24 protein-coding genes are annotated in these 20,013 nt (G+C 64.4%); 15 read left to right on the top strand and 9 right to left on the bottom strand.

Annotated features, from left to right (window positions below):
• The first annotated feature begins 185 nt into the window (after positions 1 to 185).
• The 4 genes from CHB69_RS14270 (at position 186) to CHB69_RS14255 (ending at position 1,606) form a co-directional block, all read left to right on the top strand.
• Positions 186 to 398, top strand: coding sequence for a hypothetical protein (locus tag CHB69_RS14270; RefSeq protein ID WP_141133994.1), 213 nt, complete (start codon positions 186 to 188; stop codon positions 396 to 398).
• A gap of 159 nt (positions 399 to 557) precedes the next feature.
• Positions 558 to 818, top strand: a complete 261-nt coding sequence (locus CHB69_RS14265) for a nucleotidyltransferase family protein (RefSeq protein ID WP_170935570.1) — start codon at positions 558 to 560, stop codon at positions 816 to 818.
• Positions 818 to 1,192: a HepT-like ribonuclease domain-containing protein gene (locus CHB69_RS14260; RefSeq protein WP_089216695.1), complete on the top strand. Its 375-nt coding sequence runs from the start codon at positions 818 to 820 to the stop codon at positions 1,190 to 1,192. The genes CHB69_RS14265 and CHB69_RS14260 overlap by 1 nt, the downstream gene beginning before the upstream one ends.
• A 42-nt stretch (positions 1,193 to 1,234) precedes the next feature.
• Positions 1,235 to 1,606, top strand: a complete 372-nt coding sequence (locus tag CHB69_RS14255; protein WP_089216694.1) for a hypothetical protein — start codon at positions 1,235 to 1,237, stop codon at positions 1,604 to 1,606.
• A 42-nt stretch (positions 1,607 to 1,648) separates the two neighbouring features.
• Here the strand turns inward: CHB69_RS14255 and CHB69_RS14250 are convergent, their stop codons facing one another.
• Both CHB69_RS14250 and CHB69_RS19780 read right to left on the bottom strand, forming a co-directional pair.
• Positions 1,649 to 2,011 carry a phosphoglycerate kinase gene (locus CHB69_RS14250; protein ID WP_089216693.1) on the bottom strand — a complete coding sequence of 121 codons (363 nt, stop codon included), beginning with the start codon at positions 2,009 to 2,011 and terminating at the stop codon, positions 1,649 to 1,651.
• Positions 2,012 to 2,413: 402 nt separating this feature from the next.
• Positions 2,414 to 2,764: a hypothetical protein gene (locus CHB69_RS19780; RefSeq protein ID WP_141133993.1), complete on the bottom strand. Its 351-nt coding sequence runs from the start codon at positions 2,762 to 2,764 to the stop codon at positions 2,414 to 2,416.
• Between the two features lie 79 nt (positions 2,765 to 2,843).
• On the opposite strand from CHB69_RS19780, the gene CHB69_RS19775 reads away from it, so the two are divergent.
• Positions 2,844 to 3,203 carry a hypothetical protein gene (locus CHB69_RS19775; protein WP_141133992.1) on the top strand — a complete coding sequence of 120 codons (360 nt, stop codon included), beginning with the start codon at positions 2,844 to 2,846 and terminating at the stop codon, positions 3,201 to 3,203.
• Positions 3,204 to 3,487: 284 nt separating this feature from the next.
• Here CHB69_RS19775 and CHB69_RS14245 read toward each other — a convergent pair whose 3' ends face one another.
• Complete coding sequence (locus CHB69_RS14245) at positions 3,488 to 4,783, bottom strand: tyrosine-type recombinase/integrase (protein ID WP_089216692.1); 1,296 nt, start codon at positions 4,781 to 4,783, stop codon at positions 3,488 to 3,490.
• 151 nt (positions 4,784 to 4,934) lie between these two features.
• On the bottom strand, positions 4,935 to 5,699 hold the full coding sequence (locus CHB69_RS14240; protein ID WP_342746782.1) for a transglutaminase-like domain-containing protein: 765 nt from the start codon (positions 5,697 to 5,699) through the stop codon (positions 4,935 to 4,937).
• Positions 5,700 to 5,811: 112 nt separating this feature from the next.
• Between CHB69_RS14240 and CHB69_RS14235 the strand changes: the two genes are divergently transcribed.
• Entirely contained in the window at positions 5,812 to 7,065 is a 1,254-nt protein-coding gene (locus tag CHB69_RS14235; RefSeq protein WP_089216690.1) for an MFS transporter, read from the top strand.
• Here CHB69_RS14235 and CHB69_RS14230 read toward each other — a convergent pair.
• On the bottom strand, positions 7,038 to 7,799 hold the full coding sequence (locus tag CHB69_RS14230) for a competence/damage-inducible protein A (RefSeq protein WP_089216689.1): 762 nt from the start codon (positions 7,797 to 7,799) through the stop codon (positions 7,038 to 7,040). The two genes, CHB69_RS14235 and CHB69_RS14230, sit on opposite strands and share 28 nt — an antisense overlap.
• 104 nt (positions 7,800 to 7,903) lie before the next feature.
• On the opposite strand from CHB69_RS14230, the gene CHB69_RS14225 reads away from it, so the two are divergent.
• On the top strand, positions 7,904 to 8,542 hold the full coding sequence (locus CHB69_RS14225; protein ID WP_089216688.1) for a glutathione S-transferase family protein: 639 nt from the start codon (positions 7,904 to 7,906) through the stop codon (positions 8,540 to 8,542).
• A gap of 200 nt (positions 8,543 to 8,742) precedes the next feature.
• Here the strand turns inward: CHB69_RS14225 and CHB69_RS14220 are convergent, their stop codons facing one another.
• From CHB69_RS14220 to CHB69_RS14205, 4 genes are all read right to left on the bottom strand, one after another.
• On the bottom strand, positions 8,743 to 9,192 hold the full coding sequence (locus tag CHB69_RS14220) for a Dps family protein (RefSeq protein ID WP_245836814.1): 450 nt from the start codon (positions 9,190 to 9,192) through the stop codon (positions 8,743 to 8,745).
• 106 nt (positions 9,193 to 9,298) lie between these two features.
• Positions 9,299 to 9,865: a TMEM165/GDT1 family protein gene (locus CHB69_RS14215; RefSeq protein WP_089216686.1), complete on the bottom strand. Its 567-nt coding sequence runs from the start codon at positions 9,863 to 9,865 to the stop codon at positions 9,299 to 9,301.
• A 32-nt stretch (positions 9,866 to 9,897) separates the two neighbouring features.
• Positions 9,898 to 10,212 carry a hypothetical protein gene (locus CHB69_RS14210; RefSeq protein ID WP_089216685.1) on the bottom strand — a complete coding sequence of 105 codons (315 nt, stop codon included), beginning with the start codon at positions 10,210 to 10,212 and terminating at the stop codon, positions 9,898 to 9,900.
• A 75-nt stretch (positions 10,213 to 10,287) separates the two neighbouring features.
• Positions 10,288 to 10,932: a GGDEF domain-containing protein gene (locus tag CHB69_RS14205; protein WP_089216684.1), complete on the bottom strand. Its 645-nt coding sequence runs from the start codon at positions 10,930 to 10,932 to the stop codon at positions 10,288 to 10,290.
• 185 nt (positions 10,933 to 11,117) lie between these two features.
• Between CHB69_RS14205 and purE the strand changes: the two genes are divergently transcribed.
• The 8 genes from purE (at position 11,118) to CHB69_RS14165 (ending at position 19,790) form a co-directional block, all read left to right on the top strand.
• Positions 11,118 to 11,615, top strand: a complete 498-nt coding sequence (purE, locus tag CHB69_RS14200; RefSeq protein ID WP_089216683.1) for a 5-(carboxyamino)imidazole ribonucleotide mutase — start codon at positions 11,118 to 11,120, stop codon at positions 11,613 to 11,615.
• 4 nt (positions 11,616 to 11,619) lie between these two features.
• Positions 11,620 to 12,693, top strand: a complete 1,074-nt coding sequence (locus CHB69_RS14195) for a 5-(carboxyamino)imidazole ribonucleotide synthase (RefSeq protein WP_281252663.1) — start codon at positions 11,620 to 11,622, stop codon at positions 12,691 to 12,693.
• On the top strand, positions 12,690 to 13,181 hold the full coding sequence (locus CHB69_RS14190) for a dihydrofolate reductase (RefSeq protein WP_089216681.1): 492 nt from the start codon (positions 12,690 to 12,692) through the stop codon (positions 13,179 to 13,181). The genes CHB69_RS14195 and CHB69_RS14190 overlap by 4 nt, the downstream gene beginning before the upstream one ends.
• Positions 13,181 to 14,362, top strand: coding sequence for a dipeptidase (locus CHB69_RS14185; protein WP_089216680.1), 1,182 nt, complete (start codon positions 13,181 to 13,183; stop codon positions 14,360 to 14,362). The genes CHB69_RS14190 and CHB69_RS14185 overlap by 1 nt, the downstream gene beginning before the upstream one ends.
• A gap of 142 nt (positions 14,363 to 14,504) precedes the next feature.
• Complete coding sequence (locus CHB69_RS14180) at positions 14,505 to 15,440, top strand: bifunctional riboflavin kinase/FAD synthetase (protein WP_089216679.1); 936 nt, start codon at positions 14,505 to 14,507, stop codon at positions 15,438 to 15,440.
• Between the two features lie 284 nt (positions 15,441 to 15,724).
• Complete coding sequence (gene ileS, locus CHB69_RS14175) at positions 15,725 to 18,808, top strand: isoleucine--tRNA ligase (protein WP_089216678.1); 3,084 nt, start codon at positions 15,725 to 15,727, stop codon at positions 18,806 to 18,808.
• Positions 18,805 to 19,344, top strand: a complete 540-nt coding sequence (gene lspA, locus CHB69_RS14170) for a signal peptidase II (RefSeq protein WP_089216677.1) — start codon at positions 18,805 to 18,807, stop codon at positions 19,342 to 19,344. Before ileS ends, lspA begins: the two co-directional genes overlap by 4 nt.
• A 26-nt stretch (positions 19,345 to 19,370) precedes the next feature.
• Complete coding sequence (locus CHB69_RS14165) at positions 19,371 to 19,790, top strand: DUF3035 domain-containing protein (RefSeq protein WP_089216676.1); 420 nt, start codon at positions 19,371 to 19,373, stop codon at positions 19,788 to 19,790.
• The last annotated feature ends 223 nt before the right edge of the window (positions 19,791 to 20,013 follow it).

Raw genomic sequence — 20,013 nt, 5'->3', positions numbered from 1 at the left:
GTAAACCCGACACTCTCGACCTTCTTTATTCGCATCCTTGCAGGGGATTCGCCCCATTACGCCGCAAGCCGTTTCACGGCTTCTCCACTTCGTTTCGACCTCACACGGTGCGGCAAGGGCGAACGCCCTGCCTCTGTCTGCTTATGAAGGCCGCGATGGTCGCGGATCAGACAGGGAGAAAAATCATGTCACAATTCATCGCCCCCAACGAGCTACACGGCATGAGCGAACAAGAACTGCGCGCGCTGCGTGGCCGCATCATGGCCGATCTGCGCAGCATGGGTCAGTCGGTCTTTCTCAACCCGCATATCTACGCTTCACTGCAAAACATCGACGCTGCGATCCAGCGTCTGCAACAGCAGCCCAAACCGCGTGGACCTAAGCCGCCGGGGTTCTAAGGGGTGCGCTGGTCCTCGCTGGCATTCTTGATCCAAACAAAAGTCATTTACTATCAATTAGATAGAGTAAGGGGCGTGGCGAGCCACCTTGCCTCCGAAGCCACTCTGTGCCAGAATTAAGATATGGAACGAGAGGTAGCATTGGCCCGATTGAGGCCGTTGGAACAAAGGCTGCGCCAGCAAGGCGTTTCGGCCTTGTATCTCTTTGGCTCCACTGCACGCGGCGAGGCGGACGATAAATCGGACCTCGACCTGCTTTTTGAATATGTGCCTGATCGTGGGTTCAGCTTGTTCGATCAGGCTGGGCTTCAAGTCGAGCTTTCAGAGCTACTGAACACGAAGGTGGATTTCATTCCCCGCAGAGGATTACGCGATAGGGTCAGGCAGCGCGTAGAAGCTGACATGGTTCAGGTTTTTTAATGAGCCGCGACCTAAGCGATAACCTCGATAATCTCCAAGTGCTGATTCAACGCATAGAGGATGGTTTGAAGGATAGGTCCTATGAGGACTATCTGAATGACCAAGACCTCCAAGATGCCACCACATATCGCCTGTCAATGCTTGGCGAAATATCGGGCAAGCTGCCTGACGACGTGAAAGAGCGACACCCAGACATACCTTGGAATAAGATACGCGGTTTAAGGAACGTCGCCAGCCACGACTATTTCAGCATCATGCCTGATATGGTTTGGGAAGGAACACGGTCGCTCGAACCTATCAAGCAAATGATCCGCGAGGAACTAGCGCGCATTGAAGCGGAGCAACGCGAGCGCGACGGTGGGCGCAGGCGCTGACGGATTTCCGATGCGCCCCGTGGCGGCGCGGAACAGGACAGCATGGAGCAATGGATAGAGGCCCAAGACTTCATCGCCGCTGACGTGATCCGGTGGAAAGAAGGCGTCTTTCACAACCGACGCAAAGGCAAGGCGCTTCGCATAGGCGAGCGGCAGGTTGCCGCCGAAGTGCTGGAACGTGGTGAAGATGGTTGGATAAAACTGCTTGTGCGGGGCTGCATCGTTACAAAAGATGAGGCCGCCGGAAAGACTGTCCAGACGCTCAAGGCAGGCGAACAGATACGGCGGGCAATCAAAACCGTCCTGCGTGGCAAGGTCGAGCGATTGCTATGGGACGATGAGACCGCTCGGGCGGCGGTGCTGGCGAGCAAGCCCGCCACTTCACGATTCACGGACATTCCAAATGACGAATAGGCATAAGCCATAAGCGGGGCGCACCGCGCCCCGCTCGCGGCGTCACCACCAAGAGTCGTAATAGACGGTCTTGCCTTGCGCGATGGCTTCGCGGGCCTTGGCGACGAAGGCCAGATCGTCGGCGATTTCCGTGCCATCGGATGATCCGAAGAAAAAACCACTGGTCTGCGGCAGGTTGCCAGCGCGAATGTCGGCCTCAAGGCGGTTAAGGTCGTCGGCAGTCAGCTCGACGGGCACGCAGTTGAACTCCTGGGCACCGCCCTTCTCGAAATAAAGGGTTTCCATCCAGCCATGCAGGTTCGGGTGTTTGCGCCAGTAGTGTAGCTCCGTGGCGTCAGCCACCTTGAAGTCAACCGGGCTGTCCGGCAGCGTGGTTGTGACCATTGCATACATATCGAGTCCCATGTTTTCGCTCCTATGGATTGGGGTTGATCGTCCCGAAGGACGCGGACCCGGAAGCGGCGGGATCGAGCTGCGGCTGTCATGGCCAACACGGCCCGAAGGGGTGGTGCGGGCAGACCATTGACGGCAAAGCGCCCGGCGCAAATGTCGCGTCAATGATGTGAGGGCGATCAATTCCAAGCGGAGCGATCTGCGGACTCTTTTTCCGCAATGGTCACGGATGCAGCCGGATTGTGGAGCAAAGGCTTTGACGGAGGATGCTACCGTAAAGTGGCTATGCGGCGCCTACGGCGATGGAACGATTTTCGCCCTCAAGAGAAAGCTGCGTAGATATTCAGAGCGCCTCGCGCTGTGTCAGCAACGGCGGCGATGCAGAGTGAAGGCAATTTCCGCGAACATGCTGATTCAGATATCAACGGTCAGTCGAATTACGGCGCGGCAATCCGCAGTATCGCTTTCTGCCCTTACGATACCACCAAATCGGGCTTCCATGTCTTGCGAACGTGCCCATTCCAAGAAACCCTCAAAGGCTTGGGATTGGATGGCTCCAAGTGGTGCGTCCAGTATGATTTCGTTCGATCCGGCATTCACCGCGCCCGGAATGCAGCCTGGAATAACCTTGCTCTTAAGTTGCTCGAAATAAGCATATCCGGCATCTTCGTCAGGAGCTGGTAGCTGGTTCGGTGTGAGAGTCGTTTTACGCAGTTCGTCCCGCCAGCTCTGTCCAATGGTTGCTAGTGCACCCGATGCCGTCATGTGTGTTGCTCCTTCTTGGGAAGAACGGTAGACCTTATCAAAATTTACGGGAGTCGAGACCGTGCGGTCAATACAATCCATGTCGGCAGAAGAGTTCAACGCGCTTCCGCACATTGATGATATCGATCCCCTGAATGTTAGCGATCACAAATGTATGGAAGAATTGAGGGATGTTCTTGAAAAGCATGGCAAGCTTTCACGGTTTGGCATAACCCTGCTTCATCGCCATTTCGACTTGAACGAGGGCGAGATATTGGTCGAGTTCACCGATACCGCCAACAGGGTGCAAACCGTCGAGATTGAAAACCTCACAGAAAAGCGTCCATGCGCCATTGAAACAGCTTGGGTTCTTAAATCTGGAACTTCGATGGCAGCTTGCTATCCGGGGGTCTGCGTTCACACCAGTAGCGGCCATTATCGTGGGCACGTCAGCCAATAATTCTTCGGAGCGTAACGTAAGCGAGGATTTGTCCGTGTAGCGGACCTTCAACCTATTGCCTCTGTTTCGCCAGCGGCTGAGGCAACAGTCCTGCCCTCAAGATTGCCAGCGGCAACGGGCAGGCAGAAAGGCGGCATGGGGGCCGTGTCGAACTCGACACGGCTTGATTCCCCAAACCGCCAGCCGGTTCACAATCGAGAAGCGCCAGCGGCGCATTGTGAATCCGGCAGAACGCAAGGCTTGAAGCATCGGCAACCGGACCCGGTTGCTGGTTCGATACCCGCCTAGCGTTTGGGCCGCGACGGTTTATCCGTCTGCTTGGCCTTGATGGACTCAACAGCTTTCGCCTTGGCTTCCAGCTTGTCGATCTCCTCGTTCATTTCATTGTGCATGGCGTCCCATCCGCCAATGCCCATCAACACGCGGTCGGCGTGCTTGATGGTGTTCACATGCCCATAGTGCTGTTCGATCATTTTGACTGACGTGCCCATCTGCTGGGCGAGGATATAAACATCGACACCTGCGGACAGTCGCAGGGTGGCGTAGGTATGACGGAAACAATAGGTCGTGCGGGGAATGCCGCTCGGCCCCTCGCGAAGGTCAGTGCATTTAAGCAGTTCTTCGACAGTATCACGGTAGAGCCATTTGGCAGGTTTGCCGTTGATGATGGTGAATACATGATCGTCCTGCTTGGTCGCCTTGGATAGCTCCCGGACGCGATCAAGATACTTTCCGACGCTGATTGGAGCGATCAGTTTGCGGGTTTTACCCTTGCCCTGAACGTAGAGGACAAGGATTTCCTGCCCGTCCTTGTCCTTGGCAGTGGTGATGTCCCGCCAGCGCAGGTTCTTTGCCTCGGGCGGGCGCATCCCTGTGTTGCACATGATGAGGATGAAATTGTAGCAGATTTGACGATACCAGACGCCCTGCGGCGTGGTCGCCTCTTTCATCCATTTGCGCCCCTTCGTGTGCAGCTTGCGGTATTCCTCAAGCGTGAACTCGTCGCGCCGGTTGGATTTCAGCTTTGGCATACCTTCAAAGCGGTGGTGCGCGGGCACATACCGCTTGCTGATAGCGAAATTCATAATCGCAGCGAAAATGGTCATCTCAATACGGATGGTTGAATCGCTGATGACGCCTTTGCGACGGCCTTCGCCGTTTTCCCGTCGCCACAGCGGATAGTCGGCCCAGCGCTCCTGCGTCACCAGATGAATCTGTGTGCTGCCGACATAAGCCTTGAGCGGGCCGTCGATCTTGCTTCTGATATTTCGTGAGCGGGCTTTACTGACTTCCCCTGCGTTGGCGCGACGCTGCTGGGCATCGGCGTATTCCTCCGCCACCTGCGAGAAGGGGCGATTGAATACTGGAACGTCGTGTTTCACCCGAAACCGGATATCAGCATATTCGTCCAGTGCTCGGTCACGCGCCGCCTGCCTGTCAGCCGTGCGGAGCGAGATTGTCTTGTAGCGGTCCTCGTTCTGGATTCTGACCCGGCAATAGTAGTTGTCGTGCCCGACATCGCCACGTCGGAAGATAATGAGGCCCGGCTTGACCTGCTCTTTATCGAGGATGAAACTCATTTCCCTGCTTCCTACTGTGCAGAAACTGTGCAGAATAGCAGGGTAAGTGATTGATTCCCCGTGCCTGTGCAGGTTCTGTGTAGGCTATTATAACAAAAAATAGTGAACAATTGTAGTGGTTTATTGGAATACCTTCACCCGCTCCAGTTTTCTATTCCACCGTCACGCGCTGATCAATCAGCTCCGCCGTGCCATAGGCGGTCAGGAAGCTGATGTCGGTCGCGTCGCGGCCGACGCCGATCAGCGCCATCTCGTTCGCGCGCGCCATGCCCGTCGGGTCGACGAGGTGCCAGCCGCCCTCCAGATAGACCTCAGCGACCGCGTGGAAATCCTGCGGCTCGACGTGCGGCGCATAGGCGCTGGCGATGCGCGCCGGGATTTCGGCGGCGCGGGCGAGCGCGATCAGCACATGCGCATAGTCGCGGCACACGCCGCTGCGCAGTGCTAGGCTGTCGAGCGCCGTCGTGCCGGCATCGCTGATGCCCGCGGCATAGGTGAAATGCGCCGCGATCCAGTCGGCCATCGCCGCAACCTTCGCGCCGCCGGTCAGTGCGCCGAAGCGCTCCGTTGCAAAGGCGTCGAGCCGATTCGACGGGCAGTAGCGCGATTCGTTGAGATAGGGCACGGCATCGGCGGGCAGCCGCGGCAGCGGCACCGCGGCGCGGGCGCGATAGTCGGGGCGCCCGCGCGCCACCTCGACCGTCGCGGCATAACGCAGCGTCAGCCGGTCGGCGGGGCGCAGCCAGATGCGTTCGCCGACGCCTTCGAGCGCCGCGATACGGGCGAGCACGGGCGTTTCGCCCGTATCGAGCGACGCATCGCGCACCCGCTGGTCGGCAAGCGTTGCGGCTTCGACCTGCACCATGACGTCGGCGGGTTCGGGGAAACGATAGTCGAGGAAAGCACTGATCCGCATCGTCATCCTCCATAGCGCATGGACCGCGTATCGGTCGCGCGAAGAAAGGGAAAATCTTGAAACCGCCGAAACATCTTGCAGCCTGCCCGATTTCGGCCGAACGGGCCGCAGCATGACCGCATCGCGCACCATCCCCTTCATCGTTGCGACGATTTTCATCGACGCCATCGGCTTCGGCATCATCATGCCGGTGCTGCCGCAGCTGGTGATGGAGGTCGGGCGCATCGCGCTCGCTCCCGCGATCGAGGTCGGCGCGTGGATCGGGCTGGTGATGGCGCTCGCGACCTTCCTCGCCTCGCCGTTGCTCGGCAATCTCTCCGACCATATCGGGCGCCGCCGCGTGCTGCTGCTCTCGCTCGCCGGACTCGCCGCGGACTATGCGCTGCTCGTCGTCGTCGACACCGTGCCCTGGCTGTTCATTGCGAGAGCGCTGTCGGGCCTGTTCGGCGGCAGCTTTGCTGCGGCGCAGGCCGCCATCGCCGACGTCACGCGGCCTGCGGAGCGCGCGCGCAACTTCGGCTTCGTCGGCGCGGCTTTTGGCGTGGGTTTCGTCGTCGGCCCGGCGATCGGCGGCTTTCTGGGTGAGGTCGGGCCGCGCGCGCCTTTCGTCGCGGCGGCGCTGCTCGCGGCGGCGAACATGGCCTATGGCGCCTTCGTCTTTCCCGAAACGCTGCCCGCGGCGAAGCGCCGCGCCTTCGACTGGCGGCGCGCCAACCCGCTCGGCGCGTGGGCGACGATGCGGCGGTTGCCGGGTATGGGCGGGGTCGCGGGGGTGCTGCTGCTGTGGCAGATCGCGAGCCTTGTCTATCCGATGACGTGGAGCTTTTACTGCATTGCGCAGCTCGGCTGGTCGCCGGCGATGATCGGCGCGAGCCTCGCTTTCGTCGGCGTGGCGATCGCGCTCGGCCAGACCTTTGTCGTCGGGCCGATGGTCGCGCGCTTCGGCGAGCGTGATGCGGCGACGATCGGGCTTGCGGTCGCGGTCGCGATTTTCGTCGGCTTCGCCTTCGTGCGCACGACGTGGGGCGCTTTCCTGTTGCTGATCCCCGTCGCCTTCCAGTCGCCGGTGCAGCCGTCGCTGATGGCGATGATGTCGCGCCGCGCGGGCGCCGACATGCAGGGCGAGGTGCAGGGGATCACCGCGATGACGATGGGACTGGGACAGATCGCCGCGCCCGCACTGCTCACCGGTACGATGGCGTGGTTCACCGGCACGCGCGCGCCGGTGCATTTCCCAGGGGCCGCCTTCATCGTTGCTGCGCTCTTCGGGCTGCTCGCGATGGCGTTCCTGCGCCGCCTGCCGCGCGTCACGCGCTCGGCGGGCGACGACCTGCCCGATCAGATGCCGCCGTCGGTCACTGCATAGCCCGCGGCCTCGAGCCCCGCCGAAACCGCCGCGACGCAGGCCTCGACTGCTGCCGCCTCGGTCGAGCGAAAGACGAAATTGGCGCCGGTGCGCCCGTCGCGGAAAAAGGGATAGCTGCCGATCGCGACCCCCGCGTGATCCTTTTCGGCCTGGCGTAGCAGGTCGGCGATCTCGCTTTCGGGCGCCCAGGCGCCGATCGTGCGCGCGACGAGCGGCGCCCCGCCCTCGAGCTGACCGGTCAGCGCGTCGAGCATCCCGGCTGTAATGTGCGGCACCCCCGCCATCAGGAAGAGATTGCCGAGCCGGATGCCCGGCGCGCCCGACATGCGGTTGGGAATCAGCTCGGCGCCGTCGGGGACGCGCGCCATGCGCAGCCGCGCCTCGGTGAGCTCGCTGCCGCGCGCGCGGTAATAGCGCTCGAGGATCGCGCGCGCGTCGGGATGGATCACCACGCCGACGCCGAGCGCCTTCGCGACCGCATCGACGGTGATGTCGTCGTGCGTCGGGCCGATGCCGCCGGTGGTGAAGACATAGTCGTAGCGCGCGCGCAGCGCGTTCAGCGCGTCGATGATCTCTCGCTCGACATCGGGGACGATTCGCACTTCGCGCAGGCGGATGCCCTGCACGTCGAGCCAGGTCGCGATCTGCGCGACATTCTTGTCCTGCGTGCGGCCCGAGAGAATCTCGTCGCCGATCACCAGCACGGCGGCGGTCCAGATGCGTTCGTCGCTCATCGCTTTGCCTTACCGGCCCATGATGACAAAACAAGCCCGCTGGAACGCAAAGATCGTTCCTGATATGTTCCCATCACGCGATTCGCAACCAAGGGAGACGAGCGATGGCCGACGAGCTGATTTTCTATACCAACCCGATGTCGCGCGGACAGATCGTCCGCTGGATGCTCGAAGAGGTCGGCGCGCCCTATCAGCAGCGCCTGCTCGATTACGGCACGACGATGAAGGACGCCGCCTATCGGGCGATCAACCCGATGGGCAAGGTGCCCGCGATCGTCCACAACGGCCGGGTCGTCACCGAATGCGCCGCGATCTGCGCCTATCTGGCCGATGCCTTTCCCGGCGCCGGGCTCGCGCCCGCACCCGCCGAGCGCGCCGATTACTACCGCTGGCTCTTCTTCACCGCGGGACCGGTCGAACAGGCGATTACCGCGAAGCATTTCGGCATCGAGCCCGACATCGACCAGCAACGGATGGCGGGCTTCGGCTCGCTCGCCGCCGCGCTCGACACGCTCGAAAGCGCGGTCGCCGGCAAGGCGTTTGTCGCGGGCGACCGCTTCAGTGCCGCCGACGTCTATGTCGGCAGCCAGATCGACTGGGGGCTGCAGTTCGGCACGATCGCTCCGCGCCCGGCCTTCGAAGCCTATGTCGAACCGCTGCGCGAGCGCGCCGCCTATAAGCGTGCGAAGGCGATCGACGGCGCGCTGATCGCCGAAATGCAAGCGGCAAACCCGGCGGGCTGAGCGGGCGTCGGTTGGCGGCTTCGGGATGGGAAGCCATCATTCGCTTCTTCGTCATCCCGGACTTGATCCGGGATCCACGACTTCAGCCGCGATGGACCCCGGATCAAGTCCGGGGTGACGAGGAAGGATAGGCTTCCCTTCCCGCTTGCGGGAGGGGAGAATTGTGGCAACTTCCACCCGCAACCGGCAACGACCGCGCTTTACGCCAGTGTCGCCTTCAGGAACCAGATGCGCTGTTCGGTTTCGTCGGCCCAGCCGTCGACGAGGCCGCTCGTCGCAATGTCGCCGGCGGCTTCGGCCGCCGCCTTGGTTTCCTTGATCTGCGCGAGCAGCGCTTCATTGTCGTCGGCGAGGTTGCGGACCATCGCGTCGGCGTCGACCTTGGCCGCATCATCGTCCTTGATCGACTGGCGCCGCGCGATGTCGCCGATCGAGCGCAGCGTCGCCGCGCCATTCTTGCGCACGCGTTCGGCGATCAGATCGGTGGTCGCGAGGATCTGCGACGCATGTTCGTCGAACAGCAGGTGAAGCTGGCGGAAACGCGGCCCCTCGACGTGCCAGTGATAATTTTTGGTCTTGAGGTAAAGTGCATAGCTGTCGGCGAGCAGGGCGTTGAGCGCATCGGCGACGGCGGGCTGGTTCTTGGACATGGGTGAACTCCTTTCGTTGGCAGCGCCCATATGGGGGGACACCAAGCCGAACGCCCATGGAGGCTCTTGGTCGCTATCATTGATAAATTCGATGAAACGAAGTCGCCTATGCGAACAGGCCGAATGCACCCAGCGCCGAACGCAGGCCCCACAACAGCAGGATCGCTGCGCTCGCCCAGCACAGCAGCCGCGCGGGCGGCCGATCGGCGAGCGCCGGGCCGAGCGCCAGAAAGGGCAGCAGCGCGAGGAGCCAGCCGATCGTCCCGCCCGCTGCCGCCCACAGCCCCGCGCCGCTCGTCGCGGCGAGCGCCGCGATCAGGAAAGAACCGCGATCGCCGAACTGCGCGGCCAGCATCCGCAGCGCGAGCAGCGGCAGGGGCGCGGCGACGAGCCGGGCGTCGTCATGCGGCCGCCGCGACCAGAGCAAGGCGACCGCAGCGGCGACCAGCGCAACCGCGACGATCAGCGCGATCGCTCCTTGGCCGATCGTGCGGTTGGCGAGCGTGCCGATCGACGCAGCGACCAGCGCATTGGCGGCGAAGCCGGCGAGGGCGATCGCCATGACCGTGCGGGCGTCGTTGCGCGCGGCGGCCAGGCGCGCGAGAAAGACGCCGCTCCGCCCGTCGGCGTTGGCGAGCAGCACCGCCACCAGCGTGATCATGATCGCGTCCATGCGGGCGCCCTAACCGAATTGGAGCTGCTGCGCTAATTCGCCAGCCGCGTTGCCACCGACGCAAGCCACGCCTCGGCGGCAAAGGCCGAAAGCAGGCCGGGCACGAAGGCCGCGTCGTGCATCGCGTCGAGATAGACGCGGATCGCGGCGCGATCGCGTCCCGCGCCGACCGCCGACTCGCATTGCCGCGCCAGCACCTCGACCGCGTCGAAGCCGCTCTCGCGCGCCAGGCGGCGAATCGCCTCGACCCCCTCGGCGATTTGAACCGGCGCCGCGCGCGGCAGCCTTTCGACCAGCGCGTCGATATGGCCGCGAATTTCGTCGACCGGATTGTTGCAACCCATCATCCCACACCCCCCATCGGTGCGGGCAAGCATGGCGGATTTTGGTTAACGGGCGGTTTAGTTTGAAAACTAACGGGCTCAGCGATGCCCGGCGGACGCTTCCTGCGCCTGTTTGTTGCGATACATATCGCGGTCGGCGGCGGCGAGCAGGTCCGATTCGCTCATGTCGGCCTCGAGCATCGCGACCCCGAAACAGGCCGACAGCGGGATCTCCTGCCCGTCGTAGATTGCGGGCCCGGCGCTGAGCAGTTCGGACAGGCGTTCGACCTGCGCACGCGCACCGGCCTCGCTCGACTGGTCGAGGATCAGCCCGAATTCGTCGCCGCCGATGCGCGCCGCGACGTCGGTCGCGCGGATCGCGGCGAGCAGCCGGTTGGCGATTTCGAGCAGCGCGAAATCGCCCGCGGCGTGGCCGAGGCTGTCGTTGATATATTTGAGCTGGTTGACGTCGGCGAACACCACCGCGGCGCGTTCGGCGTGGCGCTCGAAGCGCGCGATGCGCTGATGAATCGCGGTCAGGAAATAGCGGCGGTTGAACAGCGGGGTCAGCGTGTCGCGTTCGGACACGCGCTCGAGCTCGGCGACCGCGATCTTGAGAACCCTGTTTTCGCGGCGCAGCGCGTCGCGCTCGCGGCGGATTTCGCGCAGCTGATCCTCGATGGAGTCGACAGGTGCGAAGCCGAGCTGGTCGACCGCGATCCGTGCCCCCCCGATACTGTCCATGCCTAGTCCCCGGCGCGTAGCGAAAATAGCCGCCGGCGGAATGCCGTCGGTCTCGTTACACCCCACGATAACCACGACTTCATACCAATCGGTAAACGCTCGGCGAATCGACGGCGTTGCCCGTCCCATTATGAGCCGCTAGGGGACGGACACGGCGGTGAATCGCCGGACAGGAGGGATTGCGAATGGGCGACAGCGCGCCGCAGGTGGGCGTCATCATGGGCAGCCAGTCGGACTGGCCGACGATGGCGCACGCGGTCCAGATTCTCGAAGAGTTCGGTATCGCGCACGAGGTCCATATCGTGTCGGCGCACCGCACCCCCGACCGCCTCGTCGATTATGCGAAGGGCGCGGCGGGCCGCGGGCTGCGCGCGATCATCGCGGGCGCCGGCGGCGCCGCGCACCTGCCCGGCATGGTCGCTTCGATGACGCGCGTCCCGGTGCTCGGCGTGCCGGTGCAGTCGGCGGCCTTGAGCGGCATGGACAGCCTGCTGTCGATCGTCCAGATGCCCGGCGGCGTCCCCGTCGCGACCTTCGCGATCGGCAAGGCCGGCGCGACCAACGCCGGCCTGTTCGCGGCGGCGCTGCTCGCCGGTGACGATCCCGGTCTCGCGCAGAAGCTCGATGCGTGGCGCGCCGCGCAGACCGAAAGCGTCGCTCCCGCTCCGGTGCGCGAGGGCTGAACGCGTGCTGCCACCGGGCTCGACCATCGGCATATTGGGCGGCGGCCAGCTCGGCCGGATGCTGGGCCTCGCTGCGGCGCAGCTCGGCTATAGAACGCATATCTATGCCCCCGAGCATGAAAGCGTCGCGGCGGACGTAGCGGCGCATCATGTGCAGGCCGCGTGGGACGACGAACCGCGCCTCGCCGCCTTCGCCGCGGCGTGCGATGTCGTCACGCTCGAGTTCGAGAATGTTCCGGTCGATACCGTGCGCTTCCTGTCGGGCCACGTCGCGGTGCGACCCGGCGCCGCGGCACTCGAAATCGCGCAGGACCGCCTCGCCGAGAAGCGCTTCGTCGCCGGTCTCGGCGGCCGCACCGCGCCTTTCGCGCCGGTTCCCGACCGCGCCGCGCTCGATGCCGCGATCGCCGAAATCGGCGCGCCCGCTATCCTCAAAACGGCACGCATGGGTTATGACGGCAAGGGGCAGGCGCGGCTTGCCGACGCATCGGATGCCGACGAAGCGTGGGAGACGATCGGCCGCCATCCCGCGATCCTCGAAGGCTTCGTCGCCTTCGCGCACGAATTTTCGGTGCTGATGGTGCGCGGGGCGGGCGGCGAGACGCGCTTCTGGGATTCGCCGCTCAACGTCCATGCGGGCGGCATTCTCAGCGCCTCGATGCTGCCGCCGCCGCCGATCGTGATCGAGCAGCAGGCAGAAGCGCGCGCGATGATGGCAAAGATCGCCGAGGCGCTCGACTATGTCGGCGTCCTGACGGGCGAATTTTTCGCGACAGACACGGGGCCGGTGTTCAACGAAATGGCGCCGCGCGTCCACAACAGCGGCCACTGGACGATCGAGGGCGCGACCACGAGCCAGTTTGAAAATCATATCCGCGCCGTCGCCGGCCTGCCGCTCGGCGACACGGCAGTGCCGCTGCTCCCGGTGACGATGCGCAACCTGATAGGCGCCGGCATCGAAAGCGTGCCGCGCCTGCTTGCCGAGCCGGGCGCACATGTGCATCACTATGGCAAGACCGACGTGCGCGACGGTCGCAAGCTCGGTCACGTCACTTGGGTCGGAATCTCTCCCGCATGAATCATCCCGAGATCACTTTGATCCTCGCCCGCGCCGCCAATGGCGTGATCGGGGCGGGCGGCAAGCTGCCGTGGCACCTTCCCGCCGACCTGCGCCGCTTCAAGCAGCGCACGATGGGGCGCCCGATGATCATGGGGCGCAAGACCTTCGACAGCCTGCCCGCGGTGCTCGAGGGGCGGCGGCACATCGTCCTCACCCGCGATACCGGCTGGCAGGACGAGAATGCCGAAGTTGCGCACAGCGTCGAAGAGGCGCTGCGCATGGCCAATGCGCCGCAGGTGATGGTGATCGGCGGCGCCGAAATCTATCGCCTCTTCCTGCCGCTCGCCGACCGCATCGACCTGACCGAAGTGGCGATCGAACCCGCGGGCGACGCGGTGATCGACGCCCCCGACCCCGCCGAATGGCAAGAGGTGGCGCGCGAGGCGCATCCCGCCGCCGAGGGCCGCCCGGCGCATGCCTTCGTCACGCTGACCCGGCGCCGCTGATGCGCCGCTGGATCATCGGCCTTCTCGCGCTGCTGCTGGTCGCCGCCGGCGCCTTCTTCCTGCTCGGCCCCGCGATGATCGAGCGCAGCATGAACAAGGTCGAGGGCGGCGCGCTGCCGCCGGTGAGCGAACATGCGCGTGCGCTCCACCGCAGCCTCACCATCGTCGACCTGCACAGCGACACTTTGCTGTGGAAGCGCAGCCTGCTCGACCGCGCCGACCGCGGCCATGTCGACCTGCCGCGGCTCGAAGAGGGGCATGTCGCGCTGCAAATCTTTTCGAGCGTCAGCAAGACGCCAAAGGGGCAGAATTACGACGCGAACAGCGCCGACGGCGACAATATCACCGGCCTGGTCATTGCCCAGCTCCAGCCGGTGCGCACCTGGGGTTCGCTGCTCGAACGCTCGCTGTGGCACGCCGAAAAGCTGCACCGCGCCGAAGCGGCGTCGAACGGCCAATTGCGCGCCGTCGCGAACCCGGTCGATCTGGATGCGCTGTTCGCTGCGCGGCGCGGCGGCAAGGCGGTGCCGGTCGGCGCGCTGCTCAGCATCGAGGGGCTGCAGGACCTCGAAGGCGACATCGCCAATCTCGACAAGCTCCGCGCCGCAGGCTTCCGCATGGCGGGGCTCACCCATTTCTTCGACAACCGCCTCGCGGGCTCGATGCACGGGCTGAAGAAGGGCGGGCTCACCCCCTTCGGGCGCCGGGTCGTGCGCGCGATGGAGGATAAGGGCATGATCGTCGACATCGCCCATTTGAGCCACGCGGGCGTCGCCGACCTGCTCGAAATGGCGCGGCGCCCGGTGGTATCGAGCCACGGCGGGGTGCAGGCGACGTGCAAGGTCAACCGCAACCTCTCCGACGCCGAAATTCGCGGGGTCGCCGCGACCGGCGGGCTGATCGGCATCGGCTATTGGGACGCCGCGGTGTGCGACCTGTCGCCCGCCAGCATCGCGAGGGCGATGAAGCATGTGCGCGATCTCGTCGGGATCGAGCATGTCGCGCTCGGCAGCGATTATGACGGCGCGACGACGGTGCGTTTCGACACGTCGCAGCTGGTGCAGGTGACGCAGGCGCTGATCGACGCGGGCTTCACCGACGACGAGATTCGCGCCGCGATGGGCGGCAATGCGATCCGCGTGCTGCGCGCGGGGATCGTGCCGATGGGCGCCGCGATATGAAGCCGGCTCTGAAATCCGTTCGTCCTGAGGAGAGAAAGACCCTGAGCCCGTCGAAGGGTCTTTTCCGTCTCGAAGGACCCTTCGAGACAGCGCTTCGACTTCGCTCAGCGCTTCCTCAGGGCGAACGGGGAAAGTTTGTCACGTGACCGCGGTCCGCCTCGACGGCCACGATCGCATCGCCGATCCGCTGCGCGGCGGGGTGATCGCGCTCGGCAATTTCGACGGCTTCCACGCCGGGCATCAGGCGGTCGTCGGCCGCGCGGTGCATCATGCGAAGGATGACGGCCGCCCCGCGATCGTCGCGACCTTCGACCCGCATCCGGTGCGCTTCTTCAAGCCCGACGTCGCCCCCTTCCGCCTGACCACGCTCGACCAAAGGCAGGAGCTGTTCGGCGCGGCGGGTGCCGACGCGATGCTCGTCCTGCCCTTCGACGCCGCGCTCGCGGGCACGAGCGCCGAGGATTTCATCACCGGCCTGCTCCTCGATCGTTTCGGCGCCGCGGGGGTCGTCACCGGAAGCGACTTCGTCTTTGGCAAGGGGCGCGGCGGCAATGTCGTGACGCTCGCCGACCATGCCCGCCGCCTCGGCTTCTTCACCGAGATGGTGTCGCCCGTCGACGACGCCGACGAGGTGATCTCGTCGAGCCGCATCCGCGAAGCGCTGCAGGCGGGCGACTGCGCGACCGCGACGCGGCTCCTGACGCGCCCCTTCACCGTGCGCGGCGCCGTCCAGCACGGCGACAGGAACGGCCGCCTGCTCGGCTTTCCGACCGCGAATATCGACATGGGGCCCTATCTGCGCCCGCGCTACGGCATCTATGCCGTCACCGGCCGCCTGCCCGACGGCCGCATCCTGAAAGGAGCCGCGAACCTCGGCATCCGCCCCAGCTTCGACCCGCCCAAGGAATTGCTCGAGCCGCATTTCTTCGATTTTTCGGGCGATCTTTACGGGCAGGAAATCGACGTCGCCTTCCACGCTTTCTTGCGCGACGAAGCGAAGTTCGACGACATGGACGCGCTGACGGCGCAGATCGCGGCCGATTGCGAACGAGCGAAGGCGCTGCTCGCGGATATTTGATTCGCACAGCGGCCGCCGAGAAAAGAGAAAGAAGAAGGGTTTCACGCGAAGACGCGAAGGCGCGAAGAAGATGGTTCGGGCCGAAAGGCCCTTCTTCCGATCGACGCCGTGCCATGACGCGGCGAGAATCAGAAGGCCGCTTCGCAGCCAAGCCGACCTCTTCGCGCCTTCGCGTCTTCGCGTGAACCAAAATTTCCGTGCCTCTGCGCCTTTGCGCGAATCTTTTGGAACCTGCTGCTCGCGCTTCTTTGCGCCGCAGCAAAACTGCGCTAAGCGCGCGCACCATGACCGACACGCCCGTTCCCGCCGAAACCCGCGACTATCGCGACACCGTCTTCCTGCCCAGGACCGACTTTCCGATGAAGGCCGGCCTGCCGCAGAAGGAGCCGGCGATTCTCGCCAAATGGCTCGAGCAGGACCTCGAGGGGCAGATTCGCGCGTCGCGCCAGGACCGCGCGCAGTTCATCCTCCACGACGGCCCGCCCTACGCCAATGGCGACATGCACATCGGCCATGCGCTCAACCATATCCTGAAGGACATGGTCGTCCGCACCCAGACGCTGAAGGGCAAGGACGCGCCCTATGTGCCGGGCTGGGATTGCCACGGCCTGCCGATCGAGTGGAAGGTCGAGGAGCAGTATCGCAAGAAAAAGCTCAACAAGGACGAGGTTCCGGTCGAGGAATTCCGCGCCGAATGCCGCGCCTATGCGCAGCATTGGGTCGATGTCCAGCGCGAGCAGCTGAAGCGGCTCGGCATCGGCGGCGACTGGGATCATCCGTACCTGACGATGGATTATGAGGCCGAGGCCACCATCGTCCGCGAGTTGATGAAATTTGCGGAGTCGGGCCAGCTCTATCGCGGCGCCAAGCCGGTGATGTGGTCGCCGGTCGAAAAGACCGCCCTCGCCGAAGCCGAGGTCGAATATGAGGACATCGTCTCGACGCAGATCGACGTCGCGTTCGAGATTGTGGAGAGCCCGATCGCGGAGCTGGTCGGCGCTTATGCGGTGATCTGGACGACGACGCCGTGGACGATCCCGGTCAACCAGGCCTTGGCCTATGGGCCGGAGGTGGAATATTCCCTGCTCAATATCGTTTGGAACGACCGCAATCTCATGTTGCTCGTCGCGTGCGATCTTGTTGAATCTGTCCTGAAGCGCTGGAACTTTCCTGCGCCCTATGCTGATAGCATCGACGGACGTTCCGTCGTGATCGAGCCATTCGTCTCACGCGGCCACGCCACGAGCATCAAAGGCGCCGACCTCGCCGGCACCATCGCGCGCCACCCGATCTATAATTATCTTCGTCATCCCCGCGAAAGCGGGGATCCAGAGCGTGCGTCGGCCAACCCCACGCTGGATTCCCGCTTTCGCGGGAATGACGAGGATTGGGAACGCGCGCTGGACTTCTTCGCCCGCCCCCGCCCCTTCCTGCCCGGCGATTTCGTCACCACCGACAGCGGCACCGGGCTCGTCCATATGTCGCCCGACCATGGCGAGGATGATTTCGAGCTGTGCAAGCAGTATGACATCCACCCCGTTTTCGCGGTCGAGGGCGACGGCAAATATCGCGAAGACTGGGCGTGGCTCGGCGGCCTTGGCAGCGTCATCAATCCCAAGTTCAACGCCCCCGACGGGCCGATCTGCACCGACCTGCGCGACGCCGGCGCGCTGCTCGCTGCCAGCGCCGATTACACGCACAGCTATCCGCACAGCTGGCGCTCGAAGGCGAAGGTGATCTTTCGCTGCACGCCGCAATGGTTCGTGCCGATGGACAAGGTCATCGACCGCGACACCCCGCGCTGTGCCGACGAAGCAAACATCCGCGCCGCGCAAGGCGACGGCGAGACGCTGCGCGAGCTCGCGATGCAGGCGATCGCCGACACGCGCTTCGTCCCTGCCAAGGGCCGCAACCGCATCGGCAGCATGGTCGAAACGCGCCCCGACTGGGTGCTGTCGCGCCAGCGCGCGTGGGGCGTGCCGATCACTTTGTTCGTGAACCGCAAGACCGGCCAGTATCTGATCGACGGGCAAGTCAACGACCGCATCGTCGCTGCGGTAAAGGAAGGCGGCGTCGATGCGTGGAGCGACGCGCGCGCGCAGGAATATCTGGGCGATGCCTATGACGCCGCCGATTATGAGCGCGTCACCGACATCCTCGACGTGTGGTTCGATTCGGGCTGCACCCACGCCTTCGTGCTCGAAAGCGGCAAATGGCCCGCGCTCGTCCGCCGCGACGGGGGGGCGCACAGCGCCGACCTCTATCTCGAAGGGTCGGACCAGCATCGCGGCTGGTTCCAGTCGTCGCTGCTCGAAAGCTGCGGCACGCGCGGCCGCGCGCCCTATAAGGCCGTCCTCACCCACGGCTTCACCATGGATGCCAAGGGCATGAAGATGTCGAAGTCGCTCGGCAACACGATCAGCCCGATCGACCTGATGCGCGACTATGGCGCCGACATTCTGCGGCTGTGGGCGCTGTCGGTCGACTTCACCGAGGACCACCGCATCGGCAAGGAAATCCTCGCCGGGGTCGCCGACCAGTATCGCAAGCTGCGCAACACCTTCCGCTACCTGCTCGGCGCGCTCGAAGGTTTCACCGAGGACGAGCGTGTCGCCGATGTCGCGGCGATGCCCGAGCTCGAGCGTTATATGCTGGCGCTGCTTGCCGACCTCGACGCAAAGCTCGCGCGCGCGGTCGACGATTTCGACTTCAACGCCTATACGCGCGCGCTTGCGGACTTCTGTAATGAGGATCTGTCGGCCTTTTACTTCGATATCCGCAAGGACCGGCTCTATTGCGACGTCAATCCGGCGAGCGGGTATCAGACGGCAGAGCGCGCCGCGTACCGCACCGTGCTCGATATCCTCTTCCATGCGCTCGTCCGCTACGCGGCGCCGGTGCTGGTGTTCACCGCCGAGGAAGTGTGGGGCACGCGCTATCCCGGCGGCGGCAGTGTGCATCTGCTCGAGTGGCCCACGCTTCCCGATATTCGTCATCCCCGCGAAAGCGGGGATCCAGAGCGTGCGTCGGCCGACTCCACCCTGGATTCCCGCTTTCGCGGGAATGACGGGCTGAAGGAGAAATGGGCAGGGATTCGCGACACGCGCGCGCTCGTCACCGAACGCATCGAACCGCTGCGCCGCGAGAAGGTCATCCGTTCCAGCCTCGAAGCCGAGGTCTGGCTGCCGAACGACCGCGGCGACGTCGATTTCGAGGAGATTTTCATCACCTCAACTGTCCATCACGGCGACTGGGACGTGAAGCGCACCGCCAACCACAAATGCGGCCGCTGCTGGCGCCATCTGCCCGAGGTCGCCGAAGACGGCGCCTTGTGCAATCGCTGCGAGACGGTATTGGACGCGACATGACCGCCACCCGTTCCCCGCACCTGCGCTTCGGCCTGCTGCTCGCGGCCGCCGCCTTCCTGCTCGACCAGGCGACCAAATGGGTCGTCACCGTGCCGCTGTCGCTGGAGACGCAGCCCGGCGCGCGGATCGAGCTGTTGCCGATCTTCAACCTGCAATGGGCCGAAAACACCGGCATCTCGTTGTCGATGTTCGCCGACGGGGGCGAAACGGTGCGCTGGATCCTCGTCGCGGTCACCGCGATCGTCGCGGCCGCGGTCGCCTTCTGGATGACGCGCGAGAAGGCGAAGGGCGACGTGATCGCGCTCGCGCTGATCCTCGGCGGCGCGATCGGCAATATTCTCGACCGCATCCGTTTCGGCTATGTCGTCGATTTCGCCGACCTGCATTTCGGGACATTTCGCCCCTTCCTCATCTTCAACGTCGCCGACGCGTGCATCACGATCGGGGTGCTTTTGCTGGTTGCGCGCGCGCTGCTCTTGCGCGAAAAGGCCCCTTCGGCGGCCGAACGTTCGACGGACGGGGCCGCCACCGACTAACGGGGCGTATCAGGAGAGATTTTTCAGTGAACCGGACCATCCTCATCCTCGCCAGCGCCCTGACCGCGACGACCCTGTCGGCGTGCGGCTCGAACAGCCTGTTCAGCCGCGACCGTCCCGACGAATTCGCCGTGTCGCGTCAGGCGCCGCTCGTCGTGCCGCCCGACTTCGCGCTCGTCCCGCCCGCCCCCGGCGCCGCGCGCAGCGGCGGAGAGACCGCAGCCGAGCAGACGCTGCGCGCGCTGTTCGGCGGCGCCGCGCCGCGCAGCCCGAGCGAAACCGAAATACTCGATGAAGCCGACGGCGCACGCGCCGACCCCGGCATCCGCAGCGAGGTCGGCAGCGCCGACACGCAGGTCGTCGACAAGGGCCTCGTCACCCGTGACATCCTCGCCGCCCCCGAAGGCGACGGCCGCGACGCGAGCGCTTCGATCCCCGGCGCCTGATCCGCGCGCCTCCACTCCCGGTCATTTGCGAGCCTGAAGCCGGTTGACGGCTTTGGGGTGGGGAGCGGCCATTCACTCTCTTTCGTCATCCCGGACTTGATCCGGGATCCATGGCAGCGCCGAAATCATGGACCCCCCTGAGTTCACAAACGAAGTGCAACACCTCAAGCAGGTGGTGCCATGTCGAGATACCGTCATTTATCGCTTGAGGAGCGCTGTTCGA

The sequence above is a fragment of the Sphingopyxis indica genome, from assembly GCF_900188185.1.
Lineage (GTDB): Bacteria > Pseudomonadota > Alphaproteobacteria > Sphingomonadales > Sphingomonadaceae > Sphingopyxis > Sphingopyxis indica.
The sequence above is the reverse complement of the archived record's forward strand: the minus strand, read 5'-3'. Positions and strand labels throughout refer to the sequence as shown.